At 66.1% G+C, this 26,912-nt stretch carries 23 protein-coding genes; 20 read left to right on the forward strand and 3 right to left on the reverse strand.

Annotation, left to right across the window (positions count from 1 at the left end; translation table 11 throughout):
• The first annotated feature begins 67 nt into the window (after positions 1-67).
• The 14 genes from rsmH to ACOQPI_RS12285 all read left to right on the forward strand — a co-directional run bounded on the left by rsmH (position 68) and on the right by ACOQPI_RS12285 (position 15,288).
• On the forward strand, positions 68-1,048 hold the full coding sequence (rsmH, locus tag ACOQPI_RS12220) for a 16S rRNA (cytosine(1402)-N(4))-methyltransferase RsmH (RefSeq protein ID WP_420619903.1): 981 nt from the start codon (positions 68-70) through the stop codon (positions 1,046-1,048).
• Positions 1,048-1,437 (forward strand): hypothetical protein, encoded by a 390-nt coding sequence (locus tag ACOQPI_RS12225; protein ID WP_420619904.1) that lies wholly within the window; start codon positions 1,048-1,050, stop codon positions 1,435-1,437. The genes rsmH and ACOQPI_RS12225 overlap by 1 nt, the downstream gene beginning before the upstream one ends.
• On the forward strand, positions 1,434-3,425 hold the full coding sequence (locus ACOQPI_RS12230) for a penicillin-binding transpeptidase domain-containing protein (RefSeq protein WP_420619905.1): 1,992 nt from the start codon (positions 1,434-1,436) through the stop codon (positions 3,423-3,425). The genes ACOQPI_RS12225 and ACOQPI_RS12230 overlap by 4 nt, the downstream gene beginning before the upstream one ends.
• Positions 3,422-4,885: a UDP-N-acetylmuramoyl-L-alanyl-D-glutamate--2,6-diaminopimelate ligase gene (locus ACOQPI_RS12235; RefSeq protein WP_420619906.1), complete on the forward strand. Its 1,464-nt coding sequence runs from the start codon at positions 3,422-3,424 to the stop codon at positions 4,883-4,885. Before ACOQPI_RS12230 ends, ACOQPI_RS12235 begins: the two co-directional genes overlap by 4 nt.
• Entirely contained in the window at positions 4,882-5,913 is a 1,032-nt protein-coding gene (gene mraY / locus ACOQPI_RS12240; protein ID WP_420619907.1) for a phospho-N-acetylmuramoyl-pentapeptide-transferase, read from the forward strand. Before ACOQPI_RS12235 ends, mraY begins: the two co-directional genes overlap by 4 nt.
• A gap of 20 nt (positions 5,914-5,933) precedes the next feature.
• Positions 5,934-7,256: a UDP-N-acetylmuramoyl-L-alanine--D-glutamate ligase gene (gene murD, locus ACOQPI_RS12245; protein WP_420619908.1), complete on the forward strand. Its 1,323-nt coding sequence runs from the start codon at positions 5,934-5,936 to the stop codon at positions 7,254-7,256.
• Positions 7,253-8,419 (forward strand): putative lipid II flippase FtsW, encoded by a 1,167-nt coding sequence (gene ftsW / locus ACOQPI_RS12250; protein ID WP_420619909.1) that lies wholly within the window; start codon positions 7,253-7,255, stop codon positions 8,417-8,419. Before murD ends, ftsW begins: the two co-directional genes overlap by 4 nt.
• Positions 8,416-9,546, forward strand: coding sequence for an undecaprenyldiphospho-muramoylpentapeptide beta-N-acetylglucosaminyltransferase (gene murG / locus ACOQPI_RS12255; protein WP_420619910.1), 1,131 nt, complete (start codon positions 8,416-8,418; stop codon positions 9,544-9,546). The genes ftsW and murG overlap by 4 nt, the downstream gene beginning before the upstream one ends.
• Positions 9,547-9,574: 28 nt before the next feature.
• The gene (gene murC, locus ACOQPI_RS12260; protein WP_420619911.1) at positions 9,575-10,948 is read left to right on the forward strand and encodes a UDP-N-acetylmuramate--L-alanine ligase; all 1,374 of its coding nucleotides are present in this window, start codon (positions 9,575-9,577) and stop codon (positions 10,946-10,948) included.
• Complete coding sequence (gene murB / locus ACOQPI_RS12265) at positions 10,945-11,892, forward strand: UDP-N-acetylmuramate dehydrogenase (RefSeq protein WP_420619912.1); 948 nt, start codon at positions 10,945-10,947, stop codon at positions 11,890-11,892. Before murC ends, murB begins: the two co-directional genes overlap by 4 nt.
• A 1-nt stretch (position 11,893) precedes the next feature.
• Positions 11,894-12,793, forward strand: a complete 900-nt coding sequence (locus tag ACOQPI_RS12270; protein ID WP_420619913.1) for a cell division protein FtsQ/DivIB — start codon at positions 11,894-11,896, stop codon at positions 12,791-12,793.
• A 107-nt stretch (positions 12,794-12,900) separates the two neighbouring features.
• The gene (ftsZ, locus tag ACOQPI_RS12275; protein WP_420619914.1) at positions 12,901-13,986 is read left to right on the forward strand and encodes a cell division protein FtsZ; all 1,086 of its coding nucleotides are present in this window, start codon (positions 12,901-12,903) and stop codon (positions 13,984-13,986) included.
• A 22-nt stretch (positions 13,987-14,008) separates the two neighbouring features.
• Positions 14,009-14,668: a YggS family pyridoxal phosphate-dependent enzyme gene (locus ACOQPI_RS12280; RefSeq protein WP_420619915.1), complete on the forward strand. Its 660-nt coding sequence runs from the start codon at positions 14,009-14,011 to the stop codon at positions 14,666-14,668.
• A 98-nt stretch (positions 14,669-14,766) separates the two neighbouring features.
• Positions 14,767-15,288, forward strand: coding sequence for a cell division protein SepF (locus tag ACOQPI_RS12285; protein ID WP_420619916.1), 522 nt, complete (start codon positions 14,767-14,769; stop codon positions 15,286-15,288).
• A 20-nt stretch (positions 15,289-15,308) separates the two neighbouring features.
• Here the strand turns inward: ACOQPI_RS12285 and ileS are convergent, their stop codons facing one another.
• Together ileS and ACOQPI_RS12295 are read right to left on the reverse strand one after the other, a co-directional pair.
• Positions 15,309-18,494 (reverse strand): isoleucine--tRNA ligase, encoded by a 3,186-nt coding sequence (gene ileS / locus ACOQPI_RS12290; protein WP_420619917.1) that lies wholly within the window; start codon positions 18,492-18,494, stop codon positions 15,309-15,311.
• Positions 18,495-18,596: 102 nt separating this feature from the next.
• Entirely contained in the window at positions 18,597-18,968 is a 372-nt protein-coding gene (locus tag ACOQPI_RS12295) for a hypothetical protein (RefSeq protein ID WP_420619918.1), read from the reverse strand.
• Positions 18,969-18,984: 16 nt separating this feature from the next.
• Here ACOQPI_RS12295 and ACOQPI_RS12300 point away from each other — a divergent pair, with 16 nt between their 5' ends.
• The 3 genes from ACOQPI_RS12300 to ACOQPI_RS12310 are packed head-to-tail and all read left to right on the forward strand — an operon-like array spanning position 18,985 to position 20,813.
• Positions 18,985-19,308, forward strand: coding sequence for a TraR/DksA family transcriptional regulator (locus tag ACOQPI_RS12300; RefSeq protein WP_420619919.1), 324 nt, complete (start codon positions 18,985-18,987; stop codon positions 19,306-19,308).
• Positions 19,298-19,879: a signal peptidase II gene (gene lspA / locus ACOQPI_RS12305; protein ID WP_420619920.1), complete on the forward strand. Its 582-nt coding sequence runs from the start codon at positions 19,298-19,300 to the stop codon at positions 19,877-19,879. The genes ACOQPI_RS12300 and lspA overlap by 11 nt, the downstream gene beginning before the upstream one ends.
• Complete coding sequence (locus tag ACOQPI_RS12310) at positions 19,860-20,813, forward strand: RluA family pseudouridine synthase (RefSeq protein WP_420619921.1); 954 nt, start codon at positions 19,860-19,862, stop codon at positions 20,811-20,813. The genes lspA and ACOQPI_RS12310 overlap by 20 nt, the downstream gene beginning before the upstream one ends.
• A gap of 21 nt (positions 20,814-20,834) precedes the next feature.
• Here ACOQPI_RS12310 and ACOQPI_RS12315 read toward each other — a convergent pair whose 3' ends face one another.
• Positions 20,835-21,278: an RrF2 family transcriptional regulator gene (locus ACOQPI_RS12315; protein WP_420619922.1), complete on the reverse strand. Its 444-nt coding sequence runs from the start codon at positions 21,276-21,278 to the stop codon at positions 20,835-20,837.
• 60 nt (positions 21,279-21,338) lie between these two features.
• On the opposite strand from ACOQPI_RS12315, the gene ACOQPI_RS12320 reads away from it, so the two are divergent.
• From ACOQPI_RS12320 to dnaE, 3 genes are all read left to right on the forward strand, one after another.
• Positions 21,339-22,526 (forward strand): alkaline phosphatase family protein, encoded by a 1,188-nt coding sequence (locus ACOQPI_RS12320; RefSeq protein ID WP_420619923.1) that lies wholly within the window; start codon positions 21,339-21,341, stop codon positions 22,524-22,526.
• 85 nt (positions 22,527-22,611) lie between these two features.
• Positions 22,612-23,115 carry a proteasome activator gene (locus tag ACOQPI_RS12325; protein WP_420619924.1) on the forward strand — a complete coding sequence of 168 codons (504 nt, stop codon included), beginning with the start codon at positions 22,612-22,614 and terminating at the stop codon, positions 23,113-23,115.
• 129 nt (positions 23,116-23,244) lie between these two features.
• Complete coding sequence (gene dnaE, locus ACOQPI_RS12330) at positions 23,245-26,781, forward strand: DNA polymerase III subunit alpha (RefSeq protein WP_420619925.1); 3,537 nt, start codon at positions 23,245-23,247, stop codon at positions 26,779-26,781.
• The last annotated feature ends 131 nt before the right edge of the window (positions 26,782-26,912 follow it).

Here is a 26,912-nt window from a genome sequence, read left to right on the forward strand (position 1 = left end):
CCCATCGGGCGCAAAAAACAGGCCCTTTACGCAGCAGTCTGCTGAGCCGCCAGGGAGGTGAAAAATCATGAACGGGGGGACACCGACAGCGATCGAACGTCGTTTCGTCCATCACCCCGTCATGGTGACAGAAGTGGTGGAGCACCTGTCTACGGTCCCGTCGGGAGCCTTTCTCGACGCCACCGTGGGCGGGGGAGGTCACGCTCGGGCGCTCTTGAACGCCCGTCCTGACCTCTCGCTAATAGGCCTCGACCGTGACCCCTCCGCGGTCGAGGCCGCCACCACCGTCTTGGCCGGCCGCGGCGCCACGATCCACCACGCCAGCTTCGGCCAACTGGGCGACGTTCTGGATTCCCTGGGCGTTGCCCGCATTGTGGGATCGCTATTCGACTTCGGGGTGAGCTCTCCGCAACTGGACCAGCCCGAGCGCGGGTTCAGCTATCGCCACGACGGTCCGCTGGACATGAGGATGGACGGCGGCCAGCAGCTCTCGGCCGACGAAGTGGTGAACACCTGGTCAACAGACGAACTGGTCAAGATCCTGCGCTCTTACGGCGATGAGCGCTACGCCCACCGCATCGCCGCCGCCATCGCCTCGGCTCGGCCGATCGGGTCTACCACCGAGTTGGCCGAGGTGGTTCGCAATGCCATTCCCGCTCCCGCCCGCCGCCGGGGAGGCCACCCGGCCAAGCGGACCTTCCAGGCCATTCGCATTGCGGTAAACGATGAGCTGAACCAGATCGAGCCTGCCCTGGAAACAGCCATAAACCGGATGGCACCCGAAGGCCGGGGGGTGGTCCTCAGCTACCACAGCGGGGAGGACCGCATCGTCAAACAGGTTCTCCGCCGCCGGGCCGGACTTTCCGACGAGTCCCGCTATCTGGGACTGCCCCGCTCTGACACCCAGGCCCCACCCGCAATCGAGTTGGTTCCCCGGGGCAGTCGCAAGCCCAGCCCTGCGGAGGTGGCCGACAACCCCCGAGCCTCCAGCGCCCGCTTTCGGGCCTTCTGCAAGCTGGGGGCCGATCAGGGTGAGGTGATCGGCTAATGGTCGCCCCGCAACACCGCCCCCAACCGTCGCCGGCCGACCCGGCCCACCAGACCGACCAGCCCCGCCAGCACCTCCGGGCGGCGCCACGGCCGAAACGCAGGCTGATGCCCGTGCTGGGCTGGGCTGCGGCCATCACCGTGGTTGTCGCCCTGTTCGCTCTCGCCCTCCTTCATGCCGTGATCGTGGACCGGCAAACCACCCTCGACAATCTGAATCAGCAGATTGAAGACGTCCGGGCCGTGAACGACCGATTGCAGCTCAACGTGGCCAGGGCCGAAGCTCCCAACCGCATCGTGGCCGAGGCGCTGTACCGGTTGGGGATGGTGGAGCCCGATGGCCGGACCTACCTGCCCCCGCTGGAATCGGACGAGGGCGGAGCGAGGTGAGCCCTTCCGAGGAGGTTGCCGGGCGGAGTTCGAGGCGTCGCCGTGGTACGGCCATGGCGGTGGTGTTCGCCTTGGTGGCCGTGGTTCTAGGCATCCGGCTGGCCGACCTTCAGCTCTTCAGCTCTGACGCCTTTGTGGAGTACGGCCAGCAGCAGCGAACCCGAACTGTGAAGCTGACCGCGGACCGGGGCCAGATCTACGATCGAAACGGAGTGGCGCTGGCCCTGTCGGTGCCGCAATGGACAATCTGGGCCGACCCCAGCCAGGTGGATGATCCGACCGCCGCCGCGGCTGCTCTTGCCCCCGTGCTGAACATGGACGGGAACCATCTGCTCCAGCTGCTGAGCGAGCCCGACCAGCACGCCTATCTGGCTCGGACCGTGCCCGACGACATCGCGGCGGCAGTGGCCGACCTCAAGATCAAGGGAGTGTTCCGGTTGGAGGAGTCCGCCCGGTTCAACCCGGCCGGCTCCCACCTGGCCCGGGCCGTGGTCGGAACCGTGGATGTCGACCAAACGGGCATCAGCGGCATCGAATACCAGTACGACGAGTTGCTGGGCGGCGTGCCCGGCGAGATGGTGTTGGAGAGCAGCCAGGACGGCCGAACAATCCCCACCGGCGCCCGCCACATCAGACCCGCGCAGCCGGGGGCCGACCTTAACCTGACCATCGACCGCTCCTTGCAGTTCGAAGCCGAGCGGGCGTTGAAGCACCAGATTGAAGAGGTGAATGCCGCCAGCGGCACCGTCATCATCATGGTGCCCGGCACCGGCGAGATCCTGGCCATGGCCTCGGTGGGTCGAGATCAAGAGGGAAATCCGGTCTCACTCAGCGAGAACCGGGCGGTTACCTGGGCATTCGAGCCCGGATCGGTGATGAAGAGCGTCGCGCTCTCCGGGGTGATCGAGACGGGGCTGGGCGAGCCGCACCATGTGCGCGAAGTCAATCACTGGCTTGATCTCTACGATCAGACGTTCACCGACCACACCGAGTACGGGACCGTGCTCTACAGCATGGAGGAGATCCTGGCGCGTTCATCCAACACCGGCACCGTCGAGTGGGCTCTGGTTCTGGGCTCCACCCGCCTGGCTGCCTACATGTCCCGGTATGGGCTGGGGACGCCCACTGGGCTGGGCTTCAGGGGCGAGTCGTCGGGATTGGTCCCGCAACTCTTGAGCTGGAGCGGCACCGACGTGGCCAGCTTCGCGCTGGGCCAGGGCATTCTGGCCACCCCGTTGCAGGTGCTGATGGTGTACAACACCCTGGCCAACGGAGGGGTGCGGGTGCCGCCCACCCTGGTGCAATCGGCCGTCGACGCCGATGGCCAGACGATCCGATTGGAACAGGGCGACCCGGTGAGGGTGGTCTCGGCGCACACTGCCTCACAGATGACCGACATGCTGGTCACGGTTGTGCGGGAGGGAACCGGACGAAATGCCCAGGTCGAGGGCTACTCCATCGCCGGCAAGACGGGAACCGGTCAGAAAGTGCTGTCGGGCGGTAACTATGAGGACGACGAGGGGTTCAGCCGCTACACGGCCACGTTTGCCGGCTTCTATCCCGCCGAGGATCCGCAGCTCTCGATGATCGTGGTGATCGACGAGCCGGTGACCAACTTCTACGCCAGCCAGGCGGCCGCTCCGCTGTTCGCCGAATTGGCCAAGTACTCCCTCCAACGCCTCCGCATCGCCCCTCCCGCCGACTACTTCACCCTCGGGTCCAAGCTGGGACCGGCCCCCACCCCCCAACCGGCCCCAACCCTGGATCCGGCGGCTGCTTCCGACCCGGAAACAACCAGCACCCCCGAGCCCGCGGCCGAACCGACGGGACCAGAGCCGGTGGCGGAACCGGCCGAGCCCGAGCCGGTGGCTGAGCCCGAGCCGTCGGCAACGCCTTCGCCGGTTCCCACGTCGGAGCCCACCGCCGAGCCGAACGCCCAGCCTGTGGCCGAGCCGGCACCAGCCCCTGGAGCCGAGAACGGGCCATGACCGCTCCATCGATGGCGTTGCCGGTGCTGGCTGAATCTGCTCCCGGGCTGATCGACAAAAGCGGAAACGTCGAGATCACCGGGTTGGCCCACGACTCCCGCACCGTGAATCCCGGCGATCTGTTCTTCTGCGTGCCGGGCGCCGAGCACGATGGCCACGACTTCGCAGCCGACGCGTTGGCCCGCGGGGCCGCGGGGCTGGTGGTGGAGCGCCGGCTCGATTTGGACTGTCCCCAGCTGCAAACCAAATCGGTGCGCCAGGCCATGGGCCCCATGAGCTCGAAGTTCTACGGACACCCCTCCCTCTCCATGACGGTGATTGGGGTTACCGGCACCAATGGCAAGACCACGGTGTGCAGCCTGCTGAGGTCGGTGCTAAACGCTGCCGGATTGCAAAGCGAGATCCTGGGCACGCTCACGGGAGTCTTGACCACCCAGGAGTCGGTGAACTTGCAGCACCAACTGGCCTGTTGGCGGTCGGCTGGGACCGAAGCGGTGGTGATGGAGGTTTCGAGCCACGCGCTGGCCCAGCACCGGGTGGACGGCATCCGCTTCGACGCCGCGGTGTTCACCAACCTCACCCCCGACCACTTGGATTACCACCGCACCATTGGGGAGTACTTCGCCGCCAAAGCCCGGTTGTTCACGCCCCAGCTATCCGACCGGGCGGTGGTCAACAGCGGCGACGACTACGGCAAGCGGCTTGCGGCCGATCCCCGCATTCCCACCGTGGGCTATGACCCCAAGAACGTGCCGGTCCGGCTTGGGTCCCGAGATCTGGCCTTGAAGTGGAGGGGACAGGACGTGCGCTTGCCCCTCATCGGCCGGTTCAATGCCGCCAACGCCCTGGCTGCGGCGGAGACCGCTCTTCTGCTGGGCGCCAGCCCGTCGGAGGTCGTGGTTGGGCTGGAGTCGGCGGCCCCGGTGCCGGGCCGGTTCGAGGTCATCGAGGCCGACAGTCCGTTCACGGTGGTGGTGGACTATGCCCACACTCCCGATGGCCTGGCCCAGGTGCTGGCCGCCGCCCGTGAGCTGGTAACCGGCTCGGGTTGCCTGCGGGTGGTATTCGGCTGCGGGGGTGATCGTGATTCCGGCAAGCGCCCGATGATGGGCAAGGTGGCGGCAGAGTTGGCCGACCAGGTGATCGTCACCTCCGACAACCCCCGTACCGAGGATCCCGAGGCCATCATCGCCGACATCAAGGCGGGTATTCCCGAGCCCTATGGCCTCGCGGTGCTTGATCGCCTGGCTGAAATTAATCCGCCTTCAGAGGGCGTCGAGGCGGTGACCGACCGTCGGGCTGCTATTGAGCAGAGCCTGGCCCGCGCATCCGACGGCGATGTGGTGGTGGTGGCCGGGAAAGGCCACGAGACCACCCAGGTGGTGGGACACCAGGTGATTCCCTTCGACGATCGAGTCGTGGCCCGAGAGGCGTTGGCGGCCAGGGGGGCCACCCGATGATCCGCCTGCTGTTTGCCGTCGCCATTGCCGGTGTGGTCTCGGTGATCGGCACCCGCTTCTTGATCACCTTCCTGCGCAAGCACTCCATCGGCCAGCCCATCCGCCTGGACGGGCCGCAAGGCCATGTCAGCAAGGCGGGGACACCCACCATGGGGGGAGTGGCCATCGTGATCGGCGCGCTGGCCGGGTACGGCATCAGCGACCTCTACAACGGCATCTTCACCCGCACCGGCCTGATCGTGATGCTCGCCATTCTCGGCTCGGGCGTCGTCGGCTTCGTCGACGACTGGCTCAAGGTGTCCCGAGAGCGCAACCTGGGTCTCGGAAAGGGCACCAAGATCCTGGGCCTTCTCATCGTGGCGGTGGGATACGCGGTGCTGATGATCCATCTGACCGACGTCCGCACCGAGCTCTCCTTCACCCGCTACGACTCCCTGAACATCGACCTGGGGCCGTGGGGCTGGGGACTCTGGGCCGTGCTGTTGATCTTGGGCACGAGCAACGCGGTGAACCTGACCGACGGGCTCGACAGCCTGGCCGCCGGCTCTTCGGTGTTCGCCTACGCCGCTTTCGTAGTGATCGGCTTTTGGGCCTTCCGGAACGAGGACATCTACGGCATACCCCACGCCCTGGACCTGGCCATCTTGGCTGCCGCCATGTTGGGGGCCAGCGCCGGCTTCATGTGGTGGAATGCCGCGCCGGCCCGCATCTTCATGGGTGACACCGGATCGCTGTCGTTGGGTACCGGGATGGCCGCGCTGGCCTTGGCCACCAACACCCACCTGCTGCTGCCCATCATCGGCGGCTTGTTCGTGATGGAGACCCTGTCGGTGATCATCCAGGTGTTCAGCTTCCGGGTCTTCGGCACCCGAGTGTTCCGCATGGCCCCGATCCACCATCACTTCGAGCTGGGCGGCTGGCCCGAAACCACCGTGATCATCCGGCTGTGGATCATGACCGGCTTCGCCACTGCGGTGGCCCTCGGGCTCTTCTACGCCGACTTCGTTTCCATCGGAGGGGCAGATTGAGCCCGGCACCCGCACTTCTGGTGGGCTTCGCCGTGACCAACCAGGCGGTCTGCGCCCAGTTGACCGAGCGCGGCCATGCGGTAGTAGCGGCCGACGATGCCCCCAACGACCAGGCTCGCCGCCAGGCCGCGGCGATGGGCGTCGACCTCATTGAGCGCCCAGCCCCCGAAGACTGGCCGGCGCTGGTGGCCGACGCCCGGGTAATGGTCCCCACTCCGGGGCTTCCCGAGTCCCACCCTTCGCTCGGTGCCGCCGTGGCCGCGGAAACACCGGTGATCTCCGAGTTCGACCTGGCTCAGCGGTGGGACGCGCGCCCCACGCTGGCGGTTACCGGCACCAACGGAAAAACCACGGTCACGCTTCTGGCCGCAGCCATGCTGGAAGCCTCCGGGATCGCAGCCACGGTGGCGGGCAATACCGAGACACCGCTGGTGGAGGCCATTCGAGACGAGCGCCCCTCGGTTTTTGTTGTGGAGGCGTCCTCGTTCCGGCTGGGCCACAGCCGGTGCTATCGCCCCGCAGTGGGGGCGTGGTTGAACTTCGCCCCCGACCACCTCGATGTTCACGCGTCCCTGGCCAGCTATCGCACAGCCAAGGCTGCGGTGTGGAGCAGGGCCGACGAGCAATCCACCTCGGTGGTGAATCTTGACGATCCGGTGGTGGTCGCCCACACCCCTGATCGGGGTCAGGTGGTGACCTTCGGTATCGATGAAGGCGATTTCCGGGTGAGCGGGGGAGCCCTGTGGGCGGGGTCGGAAAAGCTGGCCGACACCGCAGAGCTGCACCGGGCCCATCCCCATGAGCTTTCCAACCACCTGGCCGCAGCGGCCGTGGCCATGGCCGCAGGCGCCCACCGGGAAGGAGTGAGGGAGGCTCTGCTGGCCTGGACCGGGCTTCCCCATCGGGTGGTCTTGGTGGCCGACCACAACGGGGTGCGCTTCTTCGACGACTCCAAGGCCACCACGCCCCACGCGGTGTGCGCCGCAGTTCGGTCGGTAGCGCAATCCGCGGGGCAAACCGCGGGACAAGCGGTTCTCATCGCCGGGGGACGAAACAAGGGGCTCGATCTGGAACCGATGGGCGAGGTGGCGCAAGGTCTGCGCGCAGTGGTGGCCATCGGGGAGGCTGCGGCCGAGGTTCAAGAGGTGTTCGCCGGCCGCTGCCCGGTGACCATCGCCCAATCCATGGAGGATGCGGTACGCAGGGCCGCCGAGGTCGCCCGAGTCGGTGACGCAGTGCTGCTGTCACCCGGCTGCGCCTCGTTCGACTGGTACGGCTCCTACGCCGAGCGGGGCGACCATTTCTCCCTGCTGGTACGCGAACTGATCGGAGGATCACCATGACTACTTTCGCTCCCCAGATCCCCCGACGAGGGTTGGTGGCGGCACTCCGGTCGGCGCCGGCAGGTCAGGCCACCATGTCGTTCTACGTGCTGTTCGGGATGGTCCTCACCCTCAACGCCATCGGGCTGGTCATGGTGCTATCGGTCTCCTCGGTCACCAATCACTATGTGGGACAGTCCACCTGGTACACCTTCCAGCGCCAGCTGGTCTGGAGCGTTGGCGCCCTCTTGGCCCTGATTCTGGTGATGCGGGTGGACTACCGGCAGTGGCAGAAGTACTCCAAAGCCGTTTTGACCTTCACCGGACTGCTGCTGGTGGCCGTGCTGATCCCCGGAATCGGCACCACGGCAAACGGCGCCTCCCGCTGGATCTACTTCGGGCCGATCAGCTTCCAACCCTCTGAGCTGGCCAAGTTGGCCATGGCCCTCTTCGCCGCCGCGTGGCTGGCCGACAAGGCGGGCAAGGAGCGCAATACCCGCACCACGATCCGCCCGGTGCTGGTGGTGTGCAGCCTTATGTCCGGGCTCATCCTGCTCCAACCCAACCTGGGGACCGCGGTGATCATCGCGATGATTGCCTTCGCCGCCCTGTTCATGGCCGGAGTGCCCTTGCTCCCCCTCACCGGCTGGTCGCTGATCAGCGGGGCCGCGGCCGCATTGGCCGCCTGGGGATCGGGCTACCGGCGCGACCGTTTGACCGCCATGCTCGACCCGTGGTCCGACCCCCTTGACACCGGCTGGCAGACCATCCAATCGTGGGTGGGCATTGCATCGGGAGGCGCCTCCGGGGTGGGGCTGGGCGAGAGCCGGATCAAATGGGGTTTTTTGCCCGAGGCCCAAACCGACTTCATCTTCGCGGTTCTCGCCGAGGAGATGGGCTGGCTGGGCGCGATGTTCGTCATCGGGCTCTTCACCGGCTTCGTCGTGTGCGGGATGTGGATCGCCCTGCACACCCCCGATCGCTTCGGCCAAGTTCTGGCCACGGGCATCACCGTTTGGGTGGGCGCCCAGGCGTTTGTGAATATCGCCGCGGTGGTCGGGGTGCTGCCCATCACCGGTGTTCCCCTCCCGTTCCTGTCGGTGGGAGGCTCCGCACTGCTTACCAGCATGATTGCCACTGGCATTTTGCTGAACATCGCCCGCCAGACCCGAGTCGAGCCGTGAGCGAAAGCGCTCAGCCGGTGTGGGCGGTGATCGCCGGAGGCGGGACCGCCGGCCATGTCCACCCCGGCCTGGCCGTGGCTCGGGCCCTGGTTCGGCGCGGCCACCAGCCCGAGAGCATCCACTTTGTGGGCTCGGCCCGGGGAGTGGAGCGAGATCTGGTCCCGGCGGCCGGATTCGAGTTGACCCTGCTCCCCGGACGGGGGATCAAGCGCCAGCTCACATGGCAGAACCTCAAGTCGGCCGCCGGTCTGGCCCAAGCGGTGGTCCAGGCCGTTGGCCTGCTGCGGCGCTTGCGGCCGGCGGTTGTGCTGGGGCTGGGCGGCTACGCCAGCGTGCCCTGCGCCCTGGCTGCCCGATTGCTCAGGATTCCGTTGGTGGTAACCGAGCAGAATGCGGTTCCCGGTTTGGCCAATCGCTGGGCCGGGCGTTGGGCCCGAGCCGCCGCGGTGTCATTCCCCGGCACAAAGCTGCGCCGAGCGGTGCTCACCGGCAATCCAGTGCGCGATGAGGTCCAGAGGGTCAACCGAGGCGATGACCGGCCTGCGGCCCGATCCTCCCTCGGGGTGGGCGAGGGGCGGCGTCTTGTGGTGGTGGCCAGCGGGTCGTTGGGCGCGGCTCGAATCAACCGGGCCGCGTTCGAAGCTGTTGGCCACTGGGCCGAACGGGAAGATCTGTCGGTACACCATGTGATCGGTCGAAGGGATTGGCAGGAGCTTTCCCACCTGCGACCCGACCTCTCCCAGGCGGCGCTGGAATACCGGGCCGTGGAGTACGAGATGGACATGCCCACGGTGTATGCCGCCGCCGATCTGGTGGTGGGGCGAGCCGGAGCGTCGAGTGTGGCCGAGTTAGCGGTGGTCGGGCTGCCGTCGGTGCTGGTTCCGCTGCCGGGGGCGCCCGGCGATCACCAGACAGCCAACGCCGCCCACCTGGCTGCCGTCGGCGGGGCGGTGATGATTCCCGACGCCGAGATGGACGGCCCCCGCATGGTCGAAGAGGTGGAGAATCTGCTGAAGGTTCCCGGCCTTCTTGGCGCCATGGGGAGAGAGGCAGCCGGTGTCGGTCGCCGAGATGCCGACACCCGGGTGGCCGATCTTCTCGAGCAACATGCCCATAGACCCCATTAGGGGTACCGGAGGAAGCAAAAATAGGGGCATGGTCGATTTGTGCCCCACAACCCGGGTTCATCTCTTAGGAGTGGGCGGGGCGGGGATGTCGGCTATTGCCGTGGTGCTGCATGGGCTGGGGTGTCGGGTCAGCGGCAGCGACTCGGCCGACTCACCGGTGCTCCACCGCCTGCGGGAGGTCGGGGTCGAAGTTTTTGTCGGTCACGACGCGCTCCAGGTCTCCGGCGCCGATCTAGTGGCCCGGTCCACCGCCGTGGGCGACGACAATCCCGAGGTTGTCGCAGCTGCACAGGCGGGCATCCCCCTCTATCGCCGGGCGGAGATCCTGACCGCGATCACCGCGCTGAGATCCACGGTGGCGGTGGCCGGCACCCACGGCAAGACCACCACCGCGGCCATGCTGTCCCATGTGCTGTTGGCGGCAGGTGCCGATCCCAGTTACGTGGTCGGCGCGGTGATGGCCGACGGCAGCATCGGGGCTCGCTGGTCGCAGAGCCCTTGGTTCGTGGTGGAGGCCGACGAAAGCGACGGGACCTTTGGCGAGTTGAGCGTCAACCGGGCGGTGCTCACCAGCGTGGAGCCCGACCATTTGCGCCGCGATCGCCCAGTAAACGAACTGGAGGCCGAGTTCGCCCGGTTCTGCACCGGTGCCGCCGATGGGCTGGTGGTGTGCGCCGACGACCCCGGCGCCATGAAGGCCTCGGAGGGCTGCCCCCGGGTTCTCTACGGAACCGGCCCCGAGGCCGACTACCGCTGGCGACTCCTGCAGCGCCACCGGCACTCCATCGATGGGGAGGTGTCGTTCCGCGGCGATGTGCTCGGCTCGGTAACCGTGCCCATGCCCGGAGACCACAACGCGCTCAACGCCACGGGAGCGCTGGCCATGGCCTGCCAACTGGGGATCGACGGAACGGATGCCGCGGCCGCGTTGGCCGACTTCGGGGGTGTGACCCGCCGGTTCGAACCGCGGGGAGAGGCCGCCGGAGTCGAGTTCATCGACGACTATGCCCACCTGCCCACCGAGGTGGCCTGCTCGCTGAAGACGGCATCCGAAGGGGGGTGGGACCGGGTGGTGTGCGTGTTCCAGCCCCACCGCTACACCCGAACCTCGCAGCTTTGGTCGGAATTCGCCCATAGCTTCCGGGCCGCCGACGTGGTGATAATCACCAACATCTACTCCGCCGGTGAAATGCCCATTCCCGATGTGTCGGGTGAGTTGGTCTGGCGGGCAGTAGCCGAGGCCCACCCCGAATGCGACGTTGCCTATGTGCCCCGCCTCGACGACGTCGCCACCCGATTGGCCGAGGTGCTGAGGCCCCAGGATCTGTGTTTGACCCTGGGGGCCGGTGATCTGACCAAGCTGCCCGACCAGGTGATCTCGATGCTGGCGGGACGCCGATGAGCGCGCTTCGCTGGGATCGGCTGGCCCAAGACTTGGCCGGCGTGTTGGGGGAGCAGGCGGTGAGCCGGGAGCGCCCGATCGGACCCGACACCACCTATCGCGTCGGCGGCGCGGCCCGGGTCGGCGTGACGCTCCCTGTGGATGCTGATGTTGCAGCGATGGCCAAAGCGGTGGCGGCCCACTGCCCTGACGTGCTGGTGGTGGGTAAGGGCTCCAACATGTTGGTGGCCGAGGCCGGTTTCGACGGGGTGGCCATTTGGCTGGGCGCGGGATACGACTGGGTGGAGGTCAACGGCTTGCACCTCAAAGCGGGGGCGGCGGCGGGGCTGCCGGTGCTGGCCCGCCAAAGCGCTGCCGCGGGGCTGACTGGATTCGAGTGGGCAGTAGGGGTGCCGGGAACGCTGGGGGGAGCGGTCCGCATGAATGCCGGCGGCCATGGTTCGGACATGGCCGCAACGCTGGTGCAAGCCGAGGTCCTCGACCTGCGGCGCGGCTGCGTCGAGCAGTGGGCGCCGGGGCGGCTGGAACTGGGCTACCGGAGCTCGGCGTTGGCCGAACACCACATGGTGCTGGGAGCCGAGATGGGCCTGGCCACTGGTGATGCGGAGTCATCCCAGGCCACCATCGCCGAGATCGTGGCGTGGAGGCGCGAGAACCAGCCGGGAGGGCAGAACGCAGGCTCGGTGTTCACCAACCCGGCGGGCGACAGCGCGGGCCGTATCATCGAAGCGGCCGGACTCAAGGGGCATCGGGTGGGGACTGCTTCGGTTTCAAACAAGCACGCCAACTTCTTCATTGCCGAACGGAATGGCACTGCCGATGATCTCCACGCGCTGATGGGAGAGGTGTTCGAGCGCGTTCTCGCCGAATTCGATGTGACGCTGCGGCCCGAAACCCGTCTCGTGGGATTCGAAGCTGGTCCATGGGCAGGTCAGGCAGGCTGAAGTGTCCTCTGACAAGCCCTCCCAGGATCCGTCCGAGGACCAGCCGGAAGACAAGCCGGAGAGCCCTAAGCCTCAAGTAGACCTTCCTGCGGAACCTCCGAAGAGCGCTCAGCCCCAGGTCGACCCGCCCGAGGGCCAATCAAAGAGCCCTCAGCCCCAGGTCGATCCCCGCATCCAGGCCCGGCGCACCGGCGTTCGGACTCGGCGGCGTCTTCGTGTGTGGATCTCTATCGGGGTCATCGCCGTGTTGGCGGCGGCGGCATACGGCGCCACCCAGAGTCCCCTCATGGACGTCGACGAGATCGAGGTCATAGGCGCCGGGCGCACCAGCTCTGCCCAAGTCCTGGAGGCGGCGGGTATCGAGCTGGGGACTCCGCTGTTGGGCTTGAACTTGTCTGGCCCCCGTAGATCGATCGCTGCGCTTCCTTGGGTGGATCAAGTTCGTTCCAGCCGGACGTGGGGGGGCAAGGTCACGTTCGACATCACCGAGCGCGAGGCGGTGGCCCAGATTCCCGTCGGCGAGGAGTGGGCGCTGGTCGACCGTGAGGGAAGGGTGCTCCAAGTGAATCCGGTTCGCAGTGCTCTGCCGGTAGTGCAGTTCACCCCGGTTCCCCAGCCCGGCGGGTGGCTGCACGGGTGGGCCCTGCCTCTGTTGGAGGTGAGTGAGGCGCTCATACCCGTTCAACAAAGGGACATCGGGGCGATTTCTCTGATGGATGGGGAGGTGGTTGTGGATCTGTCCGGTGAAGGGCGGGCCTACTGGGGCGCCCAAGATGATCCTCACGGAAAAGCCGATGCGCTAGCCCGAGTACTGGCCGAAGTTGATATGAGTTGCGTGGAGATCGTGGATCTGAGCATCCCGGAACTTCCCGCCTTGACCCCAATCGACGACTGCTCGTAAGCTAGATATACCTCAACTAGAGGAATAGGTTCTAAAGCCTCAACTCTTCGTTCACATCAACCAAAAGTAGAGAGTGAAGTTTTGGGCTTTTGGAGTGAGGAATCACCATGGCTGATCCCCAGAATTATCTAGCGGTTATCAAGGTCATCGGCGTCGGCGGCGGCGGTGTCAACGCAGTCGACCGCATGATCGAAGCTGGCCTGCGCGGCGTTGAGTTCGTCGCCGTCAATACCGATGCCCAGGCGCTGCTCATGAGCTCTGCTGAGGTCAAGCTCGACATTGGTCGAGAGCTGACCCGAGGTTTGGGCGCGGGCAGCGACCCGGAGGTCGGCTCCCAAGCCGCCACCGATCACCGCAAGGAGATTGAAGAGGCGCTCAGCGGTGCCGACATGGTGTTCATCACCGCGGGAGAGGGTGGCGGCACGGGCACCGGAGCTGCTCCGATCATTGCGGAGATCTCCAAGAGCCTCGGCGCGCTCACCATCGCGGTGGTTACCCGACCGTTCGGCTTCGAAGGTCGCCGCCGGTCGGTTCAGGCCGAAAGCGGCATACAGGCCCTCAGAGACAAAGTCGACACCCAAATCGTCATTCCCAACGATCGACTCCTCACCATTTCCGACGACCACACATCGGTGGTGGAGGCGTTCCAGAAAGCCGACGAGGTGTTGCTGCACGGCGTGCAGGGCATCACCGACCTCATCACCACCCCGGGGCTCATCAACACCGATTTCGCCGATGTGCGCATGGTGATGCAGGACGCTGGTTCTGCGCTCATGGGCGTGGGCATCTCCTCTGGCGAGGGGAAGGCCGTGAGTGCGGCCCGCAAGGCCATTGCCAGCCCGCTGCTCGAGGCCTCGATCGAAGGCGCTCGCGGGATCCTGCTGAGCATCTCCGGCGGTGCCGATCTGGGCATCTTCGAGGTGAACGAGGCCGCAGAGATCGTCCAGGGCGTTGCCCACCCCGATGCCAACATCATCTTCGGCACCGTGGTGGACGAGTCGATGGGCGACCACATCCGAGTCACCGTGATCGCCGCCGGTTTCGACCGGTGGGAGGGCGAGCGGGCCACCCGGATGACGGCCGCCGACGAAGGGGGCGTTTCAGGAGTGCCCGATGTGTTCGGCGACGCCGACGACGACCTGCTGTCGTCTGATGTCGACGACGAGTTCGACATCCCCTCCTTCCTCCGGTAGCCCGGCCGGCTGAGACATTGAATTGATCAGCGCCGCAGAGGTAGCCGAGCGCCTAGGCGCGCTGCGAGACCGGTTGTCCCGGGCCGGGGGCGGTCAAGTACAGGTTGTGGCGGTGACCAAGGGCTTCGGCCCTGATGCGGTGGCTGCGGCGATCGAAGCCGGCCTGGCCGACGTCGGCGAGAACTACGCCCAAGAGCTGCTGGCCAAAGCAGGCGGCTTGAGCCACCAGCCTGAAGCCGCGCTTCAACCCCGCTGGCATTTCATCGGTCAATTGCAGCGCAACAAGATCCGCAAGATCGCCAGCTTGGTCCACCTCTGGCAGAGCGTGGACCGCCCCGAACTGGCCGCCGAGATCGCTCGGCGGGCGCCGGGCGCCCGGGTGCTGGTGCAGGTGGACATCGCGGGCATGGGGGGCCGGGGCGGTTGTGCTCCCGAGGACACGGCCGGCCTGGTGCAGCACTGCCGCGACGCCGGTCTGGACGTGGCCGGTCTGATGGCGGTTGGTGCTCCGGGGCCGCCAGAAGAGGCCCGCCCCGGCTTTCGCCTGCTGGCGTCCCAGGCCCAAGACCTCGGCCTGGCCGAGCTGTCGATGGGAATGACCGACGACATGGAGGTTGCCGTCGAAGAGGGTGCCACCATGGTAAGGGTGGGCACCGCGTTGTTCGGGCCTCGCCCCAGCTGAGCGTCTTCCAACTACTGCGCCCCCCTCCCCGAAACTGGGGGCTGCTTCCTGTACCATCGGAAAGGCTAAGTGATCCACTGCCGAAAGGGGATGAGCCCATGTCGTCCGTGTGGCAGAAAACCAAGTTCTGGCTCGGATTCGGAACCGAGGAGGAGTTCGCTCCCGGAGGGTATGCCGAGCAGGAATCCGACATGCGCCTCGTGTCTCAGACGCCTGATGAGCAGTATCAGATGGGCCCTGAAACGGGTTCGGTCCGCCCCGTTCCCGCCGGCGACCACCCGGCGGGCGAAGGGACCGCTGAGCAACCTCGGACCAGCTTCGTCCGCCCCATCCCCTCTACCTCCTCCAAGCCGTCGGTGGTCACCCCGATGTCGTTCGACGACGCCAAGGATGTGGCGGACTGCTTCCGGGGCGGGCAAGCGGTAATCGTGAACTTGCAGCACAGCAGCCGGGAGGTGGCCCGCCGGCTCATCGACTTCGCCAGCGGCCTGTGCTACGGACTGGACGGCCGCATGGAGCGGGTGGCCGACCATGTGTACCTGCTGACCCCCACCAATGTGGAGGTGTCGGCCGAGGAGCGCCGCCGCATGGAGCAGGCCGACTACCAGAACAACGGCTGACTACCGCTAACCGGTTCTTGCTAACCGGCTTTCGCTAAGCGGATCTGCAACCGACCCGCGTCGATCGCGGTCTCGTTCACCCTCGCCGCTGCCACCTCCGAAACAATGAGATCTGGGTCGCCTATGGCCAGCACTTGCTCGCACACATACGTCTGGTGGGCCTGGACTGCCTCGATGATGTCGGGCCCCGCGGTCAAGGCCAGCGTGATCCGATCGGTGACGTCCAGGGCTTGATTCTTGCGCTCGGCTTGGATCACCCGGACCACGTCGCGGGCGATGCCCTCGGCAGCCAGCTCACCGCTCACCGCAGTGTCAAGGGCCACCAGGGCGTCGTTGGTGCGCAGCGCCGCCGCAGTGGTGCCCTCCACCGGGTTCAAGGCCAAATCGAACTCGTCCTCCGACAGGGTGTGGCCGGCCACCGCCACCGAGCCTTCGGAAGTGAGCTCCCACTGGCCTTCCCGGGCGGCGGCGAACACCCCCTGCACGTCCTTGCCCAGTCGCGGGCCCAGTTCCTGGCCGTTGGGCCGGAGCACGAACTGCCCGTAGGCAGCCAGATCGTCGCTGAGGCGGACGTCTTTCACGTTTACCTCGTCGGCAATCAAGGCGGTGAACGGCGCCAGCGTGTCGGCCTCTCGTCCGGCCACGGTGAGCGAGGGCAAGGGCTGTCGGACCCGGATTCCCTCGTCTTCTCGAACTCTCAGTCCGGTGGAGCACACGTCGCGCACCCGGTCCATGGCCGCCACCAGTTGGGGGTCGGCGGGAAGCTCGGCGGGGTCGGGCCAATCGCGCAGATGAACACTCGACTCTCCGGTGAGCCCCCGGTAGATCTCCTCGGACACCAAGGGAAGGAACGGCGCCAGCAACCGGGCCAGGGTGGTGAGCACGGTGAACAGGGTGTCGTAGGCATCCTGCTTGTCGTCGGCCGACGACGGCCGGGCCGGGGCCCAGAACCGGTCACGGCTGCGGCGGATGTACCAGTTGTTGAGGGAGTCGATGAACCCCTCCAACTCGGCGGCGGCACCGGGCAGGTCGTAGGCGTCCATGCGCTTGGTAACCGCCTCGGTCAACTGGCGGGTCTTGGCCAGGATGTAGCGGTCCAAGAGCTCCTCGGAGTTGGCTCGGGGCTTGGCCTGGATGCCGTCGGCGTTGGCGTAGAGGGCGAAGAAGTAATAGGCGTTCCAGATGGGGATGATCACCTGGCGCAGCACGTCGTCGATCCCCGAGTCGTCCAAGCGGAGATCACCGCCCCGCACGATGGGTGAGCCCATCAAGTACCAGCGCAGCGCGTCGGCCCCTTTGGTGGCGAAGATCTCCTCGGGCTCGGTGTAGTTCCTCAGCTTCTTGGACAGCTTTCGCCCCTTGGCGTCGAGCAGGATGCCGTGGCAGATCACGTTGTTGAACGCGGGCCGGTCGAACAGGGCGGAGGCCAGCACATGGAGGGTGTAGAACCAGCCCCGGGTCTGGTTGATGTACTCCACGATGAAGTCGGCCGGGAAGTGGTGCTCGAACCACTCCTTGTTCTCGAACGGATAGTGAACCTGGGCGAAGGGCATCGACCCCGACTCGAACCAGCAGTCCAGCACCTCGGGCACCCGCCGCATGGTGGACTGCCCGGTGGGGTCGTCGGGATTGGGCCGGGTGAGCTCGTCGATGAACGGGCGGTGCAGGTCCACGGGGCGCACCCCGAAGTCCCGCTCGATCTCGTCCAGGCTGCCGTACACGTCGACTCGGGGATAGTCGGGGTTGTCGCTGCGCCACACGGGGATGGGGGAGCCCCAGAACCGGTTCCGGCTGATCGACCAGTCGCGGGCCCCCTCCAGCCAGGTGCCGAACCGGCCGTCGCGCACATGGCCGGGCACCCAGTTGATCTGCTGGTTCAGCTTCAGCATCTGCTGGCGGATCTCGGTGACCCGCACGTACCACGAGCTGAGCGCCCGGTAAATGATCGGCTCGTCGGTGCGCCAGCAGTGGGGGTAGTTGTGCTCGTAAGTGGCGTGGCGCAGGATCCGCCCCTGTTCCTTGAGCCGGGCGATGATGCCGCTGTTGGCCTCGAACACGTTCACCCCCGACCAGTCGGCCACCTCCTCGGTGAAGCGGCCCTGGTCGTCTACCGGCACCACCACGGGCACGCCGTTGGCCTCGGCCACCATCTGGTCGTCCTCGCCGAAGCCCGGAGCGGCGTGGACAACACCGGTTCCCTCGGCGGTGTCCACGAAGTCGGCGCCCACCACCTGGAACGCGCCGTCGTCGGCCAAGGGGGCGAAGTAGTCGAACAATGGATGGTAGCGCCGGCCCACCAACTCGGCGCCGGCCACCGTGCCCACCACCCGGCCTTGGCCCAGCTCTGCCTCGTAAGCCGCCAGCGTCTCCGCCGCCAACACCACGTGGCCGCCGTCGTGCTCCACGATGGCGTACTCGATCTCCGGTCCCACCACCAGCATCAGGTTGGACGGAAGGGTCCACGGGGTGGTTGTCCAGGCCAGCATGCGCAGCGGTCCAGGGTCGCCGGACTCGGGCCGCAGATCGAAGGCCACGGTGATGGCGGGGTCTTGGCGGGGCCGGGTGGCATCGTCCAAGCGGATCTCAAAGTTGGACAGCGGAGTCTCAGCCGCCCACGAATAGGGCATCACCCGGTAGGCCTCATACACGAGGCCCTTGTCCCACAGCGTCTTGAACGCCCACATGACCGATTCCATGTAGGGCAGGTCCATGGTCTTGTAGTCGTTCTCGAAGTCCACCCAGCGGGCTTGGCGGGTAACGGTGGTCTCCCACTCCTGGGTGTAGCGCTGCACCGATTGGCGGCAGTAGTCGTTGAACTGGTCGACGCCATAGGCGGTGATGGCTGCTCGACCGGAGACTGAGAGCTCTTTCTCGGCCTCCATCTCGGCGGGCAGGCCATGGCAGTCCCATCCGAAACGGCGCTCCACGCGGCGGCCCCGCATAGTGTGGTAGCGGGGGATCACGTCCTTCACATAGCCGGTGAGCAAGTGGCCGTGGTGGGGGAGTCCGTTGGCAAACGGGGGCCCGTCGTAGAACACGTATTCGTTGTCGCCCTGGTCGCCCGCGGGCCGTCGCTCTACTGATCGGACAAAGGTCTCATCGGTGTCCCACGAATCCAGAACCCGGCGCTCGATATCGGGGAAGGAGGGCTTGGGGTCGACCTCGGGGTAGTGGGCAGACGGTTCGGACAACGGGCCTCCAGGCATACTGGGAAAACAAAAATAACCCGTTCCCATCCCGGTCCAGACATCGTTATGCCGCTCTCGGCCTGATTGCGCCATTTGGTAGCAATCCGGGTTAAGCCGTTCTCAGACCATTTGGCAGTAATCCGCGGCGGCGGCGGCTACACTCCCGCCTGCAATGACCGCCAAGAAGACCGCTCGCAAGCCTCCGGCCAAGAAGCCGGCAAAAAAGGCAGCCACCACCGCCAAGTCGGCTGCGAGCAAGCCGGCGGCCAAATCTGCGGCCAAAAAGCCCGCCGCCAAGACCTCGGCCAAATCCGCGAGCAAGCCGGCGGCCAAATCTGCGGCCAAAAAGCCCGCCGCCAAATCTGCGGCCAAAACTGCCAGCAAGCCGGCGGCTAAGCCCGCGGCCAAGTCCTCGACCAAAACTGCGGCGAAAAGGCCCGCCGCCAAGTCCACGGCCAAGAAGCCGCTGTTCGACAAGAAGTATCTCGACAAGCAGCGCGATCTGCTTTTGGAAGAGCGCAGCCGCTACATCACTTCGGCAACCAGGCTCAAGGCCGAGGCCGATTCCCTGGTGGAAGAGCGGGAGCCAGGCGATGTCCAATTCGACGAAGAGTCGGGTGAGGGCGACACCCTGGCGGTGGAGCGGGAACGGGATCTGGCCCTCAGCGCTCACGCCCGAGCGGCCGTCGACCAGATCGACGCCGCATTGGCCCGGATCGATAGCGGCACCTATGGCATCTGCTTGGTGTCGGGCAAGCCGATTCCCCGCCAGCGGCTCAATGCCATTCCGTGGGCCGCGGAGCGGGTTGAGCACAAAGCCGGTGGATTCTGAGATAGCTGCTTCGATTGACGAAGATCACCGGTCTCGTCGTCGCCACAACCTGGTACTGCTGGGGGTGGCTGCGCTAGTAGTCGCCATCGACCAGCTAACCAAGTGGTGGGCGCTGGAGACGTTGGAAAACCGGACCATCGATCTGGTGTGGACGCTGCGGCTCAATCTGGTTTACAACACCGGAGCCGCCTTCGGCCTGGCCCAAGACTGGGACACCGTGATCGCCGTGGTGGCCCTGTTGTTTGTGATCGTGGTGGCATGGGCCAGTTGGGGGGGTCGCCGGCTGGCGATGCCGCCGGTGCTTCTGGGCATGGTGCTGGGCGGCGCCATCGGCAATCTGGCCGACCGGGCGGTACGGGCCGGTGACGGGTTCCTGGGCGGGGCCGTGGTCGACTTCATCGATCTCCAGTGGTGGCCGGTGTTCAACGCGGCCGACTCCGCCATCGTGGTGGCCGGGATCATCCTGGTGCTGATTGCTCCCCGCTACCGCCAAATCCAAGCTGTCGATGAGGCCGATGAGCAGCGAGAGCCCGGCGGCTTCGGAGAGTCCGATGAGCCCGATGGGCCCTGACGAGGTTGTTCCCGACGCGTTGACCGGCGAGCGCCTCGACCGGGTGGTGGCGCTGGTCTGGGAGTGCAGCCGGGCCGAGGCCGCCCGGTTGATCGACCGGCAGAAAGTAGAAGTCAACGGCACTCCGGCGGCAAGCCGGTCGCAGCGGCTGGTGGTGGGGGACCAGATCCGGCTTTCCGAGGCACCGGCCATGGGGCAGCCGCCACCAGGGCCCGATCCCGAGGTGGAGTTGAACGTGGTCCATGCCGATGAATGGGTAATCGTGGTGAGCAAACCGGCCGATCTGGTGGTGCATCCCGGATCGGGCCACGCGGCGGGGACGATGGTGAACGGCTTGCTGGCCCGGTTTCCCGAGATCGCCGGCGTGGGAGAGCCGGAGCGCCCCGGCATCGTCCACCGGCTCGACCGAGGCACTTCAGGGCTGCTGATGGTGGCCCGCACCCAGCGCAGCTACGAGGCCCTCACCGCCGCGCTGGGCCGGCGGGAGGTGCATCGGGGCTATGTGGCCCTGGTGAGCGGGATGCCGGCCGACGATCGGGGGGTGATCGACGCCCCCGTGGGACGCTCCACTCGCCATCCCATCAAGATGGCGGTGACCGCCGACGGCCGGCCGGCCCGCACCCACTACCAGGTAACCGCTCGCATGCCTGCCCCCACCGAGCCAACTGAAGAGTCGGTGCTGTTCGACACTGCACGCCTGGAGCTGCAACTGGAAACCGGGCGCACCCATCAGATCAGGGTTCACCTGGCTGCCATCGGCCACCCGGTTCTGGGTGACGACCTCTACGGCGGCTCCGATGCCCCCGGCATCAACCGCCCCCTTCTTCATGCCCACACCTTGGGCTTTGCCCATCCCGACTCGGGCGAGCAGCTCCGATTTCAGGTGGATCCCCCTGAGGACTTCTCCCGCCTCTATCGGCTTCTCTGCGGGTAGCCAGATTCAATCGAACCTGAGTCAGTCGGATCCCGGCCAGGGGAGGAGGCCGCGTGCCGCTTTGGCAATGTCGTCCAGGGAGTAGTCGCTCAGCAGGTCGTGCATGATGTCGCCCACGTGGGTCCAGATGGCCAGCAGCACGCATTGGCCCTCGTGGTCGCAGGCACCGTCACTATGGGGCTGGCCGAAGTCACCCAGCACAATGGGCCCGTCCACCGCGCTTACTATCTCGCTCAACTTGATCTCGGAGGCCGGTCGGGCCAAGGCGTAGCCACCCCCCGCACCCCGCTTGGAGCGCACCAGGCCGGCGCCCTTCAGCGCTTGGAGGATCTGCTCCAGATAGGGCTGGGGGAGTCCGGTGCGCTCGGCAATGTCCCGGGCCGAGGTGGGACCGGACTCGTCGGGGTGCAGGGCCAGAGACAGCAGCGCCCGGCTGGCGTAGTCACCTCGAGTCGACACCCTCACGAGCCATCACACTACTTCTCAATCTTCTCCGCATGGTTGAGCCGATAGTTTGAAGGCCGAATGGGAAGCCCAAGCCAGCACAGCCCCCCAGCGGCCAGCGATGGGATCACCGGCTTTCCGGTGCTGCCCGACTACCGGGGGTCTTGCCTGAGCAATGTGGTGCCGGCCCTGCTCGGCCCGCCCGATGCCGCCCAGTGGCTGCCCGATCCAATCCGTGAGGCCAAGGCAGTGGTGCTGTTGCTGATCGACGGGATGGGGTGGGAGCAGCTCCAAGACCGGGCCGAGCTGACGCCGGTGATGTCGGCCATGGAAGGAGGTCCCATCACCACGGTGGCCCCGACCACCACTACCACGGCCCTGACGTCGCTGGTCACCGGGGCGACGCCCGGCGAGCACGGCCTGATCGGCTACCAGATCTACATCCAGGGGCAGGTGCTCAATGCCCTGCGGTGGACTGCGGGTGCCAAACCGTCTGATGCCCGCAAGTCCCTCGTTCCCGAGCAGGTCCAAACCCGGCCCGCCTTCTTCGGGCGCCGGGTGCCGGCAGTGGGCCGCAGCGAATTCCGGGGTACCGGCTTCACCCGGGCCCATCTCGACGGGGTGGACCACAGGGGGTACAAGCTGACCAGCTCCATCGCCGTAGAAGTGCAGAAGCTGGTGGAGGGGGGTGAGCCGCTCGTTTACGCCTACTACGACGGTCCCGACCGGATTGCTCACGAGTACGGGTTCGGCCCCTACTTGGACGCCGAGTTCGCAGAAGTCGACCGCTTGGTGGCCCAGATCCTGGCCGTGCTGCCCCCAGAGGCGGCGCTGCTGGTGGTGTCCGACCACGGTCAGGTCATGGTGGGCGACAACAAGGTGGAGCTGGCCCGCGACGTTCTGGCCCTCACCGCGGTCACCTCGGGAGAGGCTCGATTCCGCTGGCTCCACGCCCGTCCCGGGCGAGCCGGCGAGCTTCTGGATGCGGCTTCTGAGCGCTATGGCCGCCATGGCCTGGTGGTAAACCGCCAGCAGATGCTGGACGAGGGCTGGTTCGGCCCCCATGTGAGCCCGGAGGCCCGTTCACGGATCGGCGACGTGGCCCTGGTGCCCTGCGACCCGGTGGCCTTCGTGGAGCCCAAGCCCGTGCCCCAGAGCCAAACCGGGCGAGGGGGCCGGCCCACGTTTGAGCTGCTGGGCCGCCATGGCTCGCTGACATCGGCGGAGATGTTGGTTCCCTGCCTGGCCGCGTTCGGCACCCGCGCCTGAGGATGTGCCCGAACTCGCCGGTGGGCGGGTAAATTTCCAGCCATGTCAGACACCGGTCAGTTGGCCAGAGGGTAGGTTTCCAGCCATGTCAGACACCGGTCAGCCGGCATCGGCTGAGCCTGCGGAGATCGTCCACGAGACTTCGCCCGCCGACGGCGACCCCGCGGAGGTCGCATCGGCCCGAGAGGCCATCGAGCAGCCGGCCAAGGTCATGAGGGTGGGCACGATGATGAAGCAGCTCTTGGACGAGGTGCGCGATGCCTCCCTCGACGAGTCGAGCCGCGACCGGCTGAGAGAGATCTACGAAACCTCGATCGAAGAGCTGGGTTCCGCGCTGTCGCCCGACCTCAATGAGGAGCTCGACCGCCTGATCCTGCCCTTCCCCGAAGACCACCCTCCTAGCCAAGCCGAGCTCCAGGTGGCGAAGGCCCAGCTGGTGGGCTGGCTGGAGGGCCTCATCCAGGGCATCCAGGCTGCTCTGTTCGCCCAACAGGTGTCGGCCCAGCAGCAGCTGGCCAACATCCGCGCCGAACTTCCCCCCGGCGCCGCCCGCCTCCCGCACGACAAAGCACCGGGAACGTATCTCTAGCGGTCCAACAACCAGGGAAAACGCGGGAAATCTCGGGCGACGAGCATGGGCTCTCCCATCTTGGTATGGTCAGAAACTACAACTCTGTAGTTTTCCACAACCTAACCACAGATTGTCCACAGGAGTGCTGTGTCCAGTTCATTCACCCACCTCCACGTCCATACCGAGTACTCCATCCTCGACGGTGCCTCCCGGGTGAGCGATCTGGTCAAGGCTGCCGCCGCCGACGGACAGCCCGCGCTGGGGATGACCGACCACGGCAACATGTACGGGGTTGTCGACTTCTACAAAACGTGCCACTCCGAGGGAATCAAGCCGGTAATCGGCACCGAGGCCTACATGGCCCACGAAACCCGGAGCGAGCGGCCCGCCCGGCGGGGCAAGCTCGACGACAGCGGGGGCAGCACTGAGGGAGGCCAGAAGCTCTACTACCACCTCACGCTGTTGGCCGAGAACAACGCTGGCTACAAAAACCTCATCCAACTGTCCAGTCGGGCGTTCCTCGAGGGCTACTACTACAAGCCTCGGCTGGATTGGGAGCTGCTGGCCGAGCACAGCGAGGGGCTGATCTGCTCCACCGGCTGTCTGGGCGGCCATGTGCTCCAGGCCCTGCTGCGCGACGACTACGACGACGCCGTGGCCAAAGCGGCCCGCCTCCAGGACATCTTCGGGAAGGACAACCTGTTCGTGGAGATCCAAGACCACGGCATCGACGCGCAGATTCGCACCAACCCCGAATTGATCAAGCTGGCCCGCCAGATCAACGCCCCCCTGTTGGCCACCAACGACAGCCACTACACCCATCGGCACGATGCCGAGGCCCACGATGCCCTGTTGTGCGTGCAAACCGGCTCGCTGGTGAGCGACACCGACCGCTTGAAGTTCGACGGCAGCGAGCACTACCTCAAGACGGCGGCGGAGATGCGCCATGTGTTCTCCGACCTGATCCCGGCCTGCGACAACACGCTGTTGATTGCGGAGCGGGCCAATGTGGAGATCGAGTTCGGCAAGCCGCAGCTCCCCGACTTCCCCATTCCCGACGAATACGAGAATGCCGACGAATACCTCCAAGCCCTGACCCTGAAGGGGGCTGAAGCCCGGTGGGGGAGTCCCCTGTCTGATGAGGTGGCTGATCGGCTGGCATTCGAGCTCAAGGTCATCTCCGACATGGGCTTCTCCTCCTACTTCCTGATCACTTGGGACCTGATCCGCTATGCCCGGGAGCGGGGAATCCGGGTGGGGCCGGGCCGGGGGAGCGCGGCCGGTTGCGCAGTGGCCTATTGCCTCCAAATCACCGATCTCGACCCAATCCGCTACGACCTGCTGTTCGAGCGCTTCCTCAACCCGTCGCGGGTGTCGATGCCCGACATCGACATGGACTTCGACTCCCGCTACCGAGACGAGATCATCCGCTACGCCTCCCATAAGTACGGCGAAGACCATGTGGCCCAGATCATCACCTTCTCCACCATCAAGGCCCGGGCCGCGGTGCGCGACAGCGCCCGGGTGCTGAATTACCCCTACGCATTGGGCGACAAGCTGGCCAAGGCCATGCCTCCGCTGGTGTTGGGCCGCGACACCCCGCTGTGGGCCTGCTTGGAGGAGAGCGACGAGCACGCCGACGGCTACAAGGCGGCCGCCGAGTTGAGGGAGATGTACGAGGACGATGAGGATGCCCGCAAAGTGGTGGATGTGGCCCGCGGTTTGGAGGGTCTGCGCCGCCAGGACAGCATCCACGCTGCCGCGGTGGTGATTACCAAAGAGCCGCTTACCGAGTATCTGCCCATCCAGCGCAAGGCATCTCCGGGCCAGACCTTGGAGGAGGCCCCGATCGTCACCCAGTACGAGATGCACGCGGTGGAGGATCTGGGCCTGTTGAAGATGGACTTCCTGGGCCTGCGGAATCTGGACGTGCTCGAAGACGCCGTCGGGGTGATCGAGCAGTCTCGCGGGGTAAGGGTGGACATCGACAATGTGCCTTTGGATGACGAGGCCACCTATGAGCTGCTGTCTCGGGGCGACACCATCGGAGTCTTCCAGTTGGAGAGCGGCCCGATGCGCTCGCTGATCCGTTCGCTGAAGCCCACCTGCTTCGACGACGTGGCCGCCTTGGTGGCCCTGTACCGGCCAGGTCCGATGGCGGCCAACATGCACCGCGACTACGCCGACCGCAAGAACGACCGCAAGCCGGTGGAGGTATTCCACGAGGACGCCGCCGACATTCTGGGCGACACCTACGGGCTGATGATCTACCAGGAGAGCGTCATGCGGGTGGCCCAGAAGTTTGCCGGCTACTCCCTGGCCAACGCCGACAACCTCCGCAAGGCCTGCGGCAAGAAAGACCGCGAGCTCATGGCCAAAGAGCGGGACTCGTTTGTGGCCGGTTGCGAGAAGAGCGGCTACGGCGAGGAGTTGGGCACCGAGCTGTTCGACATCATCGAGCAGTTCGCCGACTACGCCTTCGGCAAGAGCCACTCCTATGGCTATGGGCTGATCGCCTACCAGTGCGCCTACCTCAAGGCGAACTACCCGGTGGAGTACATGGCCGCGCTGTTGACCAGCGTGAAGAGCAAGTTGGAGAGAGCGGCGGTGTATCTGGCCGAGTGCCGTCAGCAGGGGATCAAGGTGACCCTCCCGGATGTGAACCGCTCCCAGAGGGATTTCGCGGCCATCGGCTTGGAAGAAGGCGAGCAGTCCATCTCCTTCGGGCTCTCCGCAGTCCGCAACGTGGGAGCGGGCGCGGCGCAGATGATCCTGGAGGAGCGGGAGAAAAACGGGCCGTACGCCGACTTCCACGAATTCTGCCAGCGGGTTGATCCGATGGTGCTGAACAAGGGGACCGTGGAGGCGCTCATCAAGGGGGGCAGCTTCGACTCTCTGGGGCATCCCCGCCAGGGGCTGTTGAACGTGTTCGAGCCCATTGTGCGGCGCGGCATCCAGCAGCAGCGAGAGCGCGAGCAGGGAGTGATGAGCCTGTTCGACGAGGGCGGAGCCGATGCCTTCCAAGACGACATCGAGATTCCCGATACCGAGTTCGACAAGTCTCGGAGGCTGGCCGCCGAGCGGGAGATGCTCGGGCTGTACGTGTCCGACCACCCCATCATGGGCGTGGAGGGGGTGCTGGCCCGCAAGACCACCCATCGGATCGACCACCTGGCCGAAGCGGAAGAGGGCGCCTCGGTGAAAGTCGGCGGGGTGGTGAGCAACTTCCGCAAGAGGTGGACCAGGAAGGGCGACCAGATGGCGTCATTCGACCTTGAGGACATGTACGGAACCATGGAGGTGACGCTGTTCCCCCGGGCGATGGAGGAGCACGGTCACAAGATCGAGGACGATCTGGTGGTTGTGCTGGAGGGGCGACTGGATCGCCGCGACGAGGAGCCCAACTTGATCTGCTACGGAGTGGAGCCGGTGCGGGCCGACTGGGCCAACGGCCTCGGCCCTCTGAAGGTGAACATCAACACCCAAAAGCTGACCGTGGACCGGATCGATACCCTCAAGTCGATTTTCGCCAGCCATCCGGGCAAGTCAGAAGTGGTCTTGATGCTCGGTGAAGACAAGGGAATCAAGCTCTCATCGGACTACGGAGTGGACACGGGAAGTGGGTTGATCGGCCTGCTGCGGGAGGAGCTGGGCAGCAACGCCATAGCCGTGCAGCCCGACTAGCTGGCGTTTTACCGAAAGCGGTCAATCATCGAAAACCCTTGCAATCCTGCGGGTTTGCGCGCCTACCGGAGCGATTGATGGACTATAGGGGTGCCCACGGGCGGAAATCTGTGGGGGACCAGCCAGCAAGG

Origin of the sequence: Candidatus Poriferisocius sp. (genome assembly GCF_965219815.1) — a bacterium.
In the GTDB taxonomy this organism is placed as follows: Bacteria; Actinomycetota; Acidimicrobiia; order Acidimicrobiales; family Bin134; genus Poriferisocius.

Excerpts from the sequence above, each read along its gene's own strand:
- rsmH (WP_420619903.1), top strand. The coding sequence starts at position 68 with ATGAACGGGGGGACACCGACAGCGATCGAACGTCGTTTCGTCCATCAC.
- ACOQPI_RS12225 (WP_420619904.1), top strand. The coding sequence starts at position 1,048 with ATGGTCGCCCCGCAACACCGCCCCCAACCGTCGCCGGCCGACCCGGCC.
- ACOQPI_RS12235 (WP_420619906.1), top strand. The coding sequence starts at position 3,422 with ATGACCGCTCCATCGATGGCGTTGCCGGTGCTGGCTGAATCTGCTCCC.
- mraY (WP_420619907.1), top strand. The coding sequence starts at position 4,882 with ATGATCCGCCTGCTGTTTGCCGTCGCCATTGCCGGTGTGGTCTCGGTG.
- ftsW (WP_420619909.1), top strand. The coding sequence starts at position 7,253 with ATGACTACTTTCGCTCCCCAGATCCCCCGACGAGGGTTGGTGGCGGCA.
- murC (WP_420619911.1), top strand. The coding sequence starts at position 9,575 with ATGGTCGATTTGTGCCCCACAACCCGGGTTCATCTCTTAGGAGTGGGC.
- murB (WP_420619912.1), top strand. The coding sequence starts at position 10,945 with ATGAGCGCGCTTCGCTGGGATCGGCTGGCCCAAGACTTGGCCGGCGTG.
- ftsZ (WP_420619914.1), top strand. The coding sequence starts at position 12,901 with ATGGCTGATCCCCAGAATTATCTAGCGGTTATCAAGGTCATCGGCGTC.
- ACOQPI_RS12285 (WP_420619916.1), top strand. The coding sequence starts at position 14,767 with ATGTCGTCCGTGTGGCAGAAAACCAAGTTCTGGCTCGGATTCGGAACC.
- ileS (WP_420619917.1), bottom strand. The coding sequence starts at position 18,494 with ATGCCTGGAGGCCCGTTGTCCGAACCGTCTGCCCACTACCCCGAGGTC.
- ACOQPI_RS12310 (WP_420619921.1), top strand. The coding sequence starts at position 19,860 with ATGAGCCCGATGGGCCCTGACGAGGTTGTTCCCGACGCGTTGACCGGC.
- ACOQPI_RS12320 (WP_420619923.1), top strand. The coding sequence starts at position 21,339 with ATGGGAAGCCCAAGCCAGCACAGCCCCCCAGCGGCCAGCGATGGGATC.
- ACOQPI_RS12325 (WP_420619924.1), top strand. The coding sequence starts at position 22,612 with ATGTCAGACACCGGTCAGCCGGCATCGGCTGAGCCTGCGGAGATCGTC.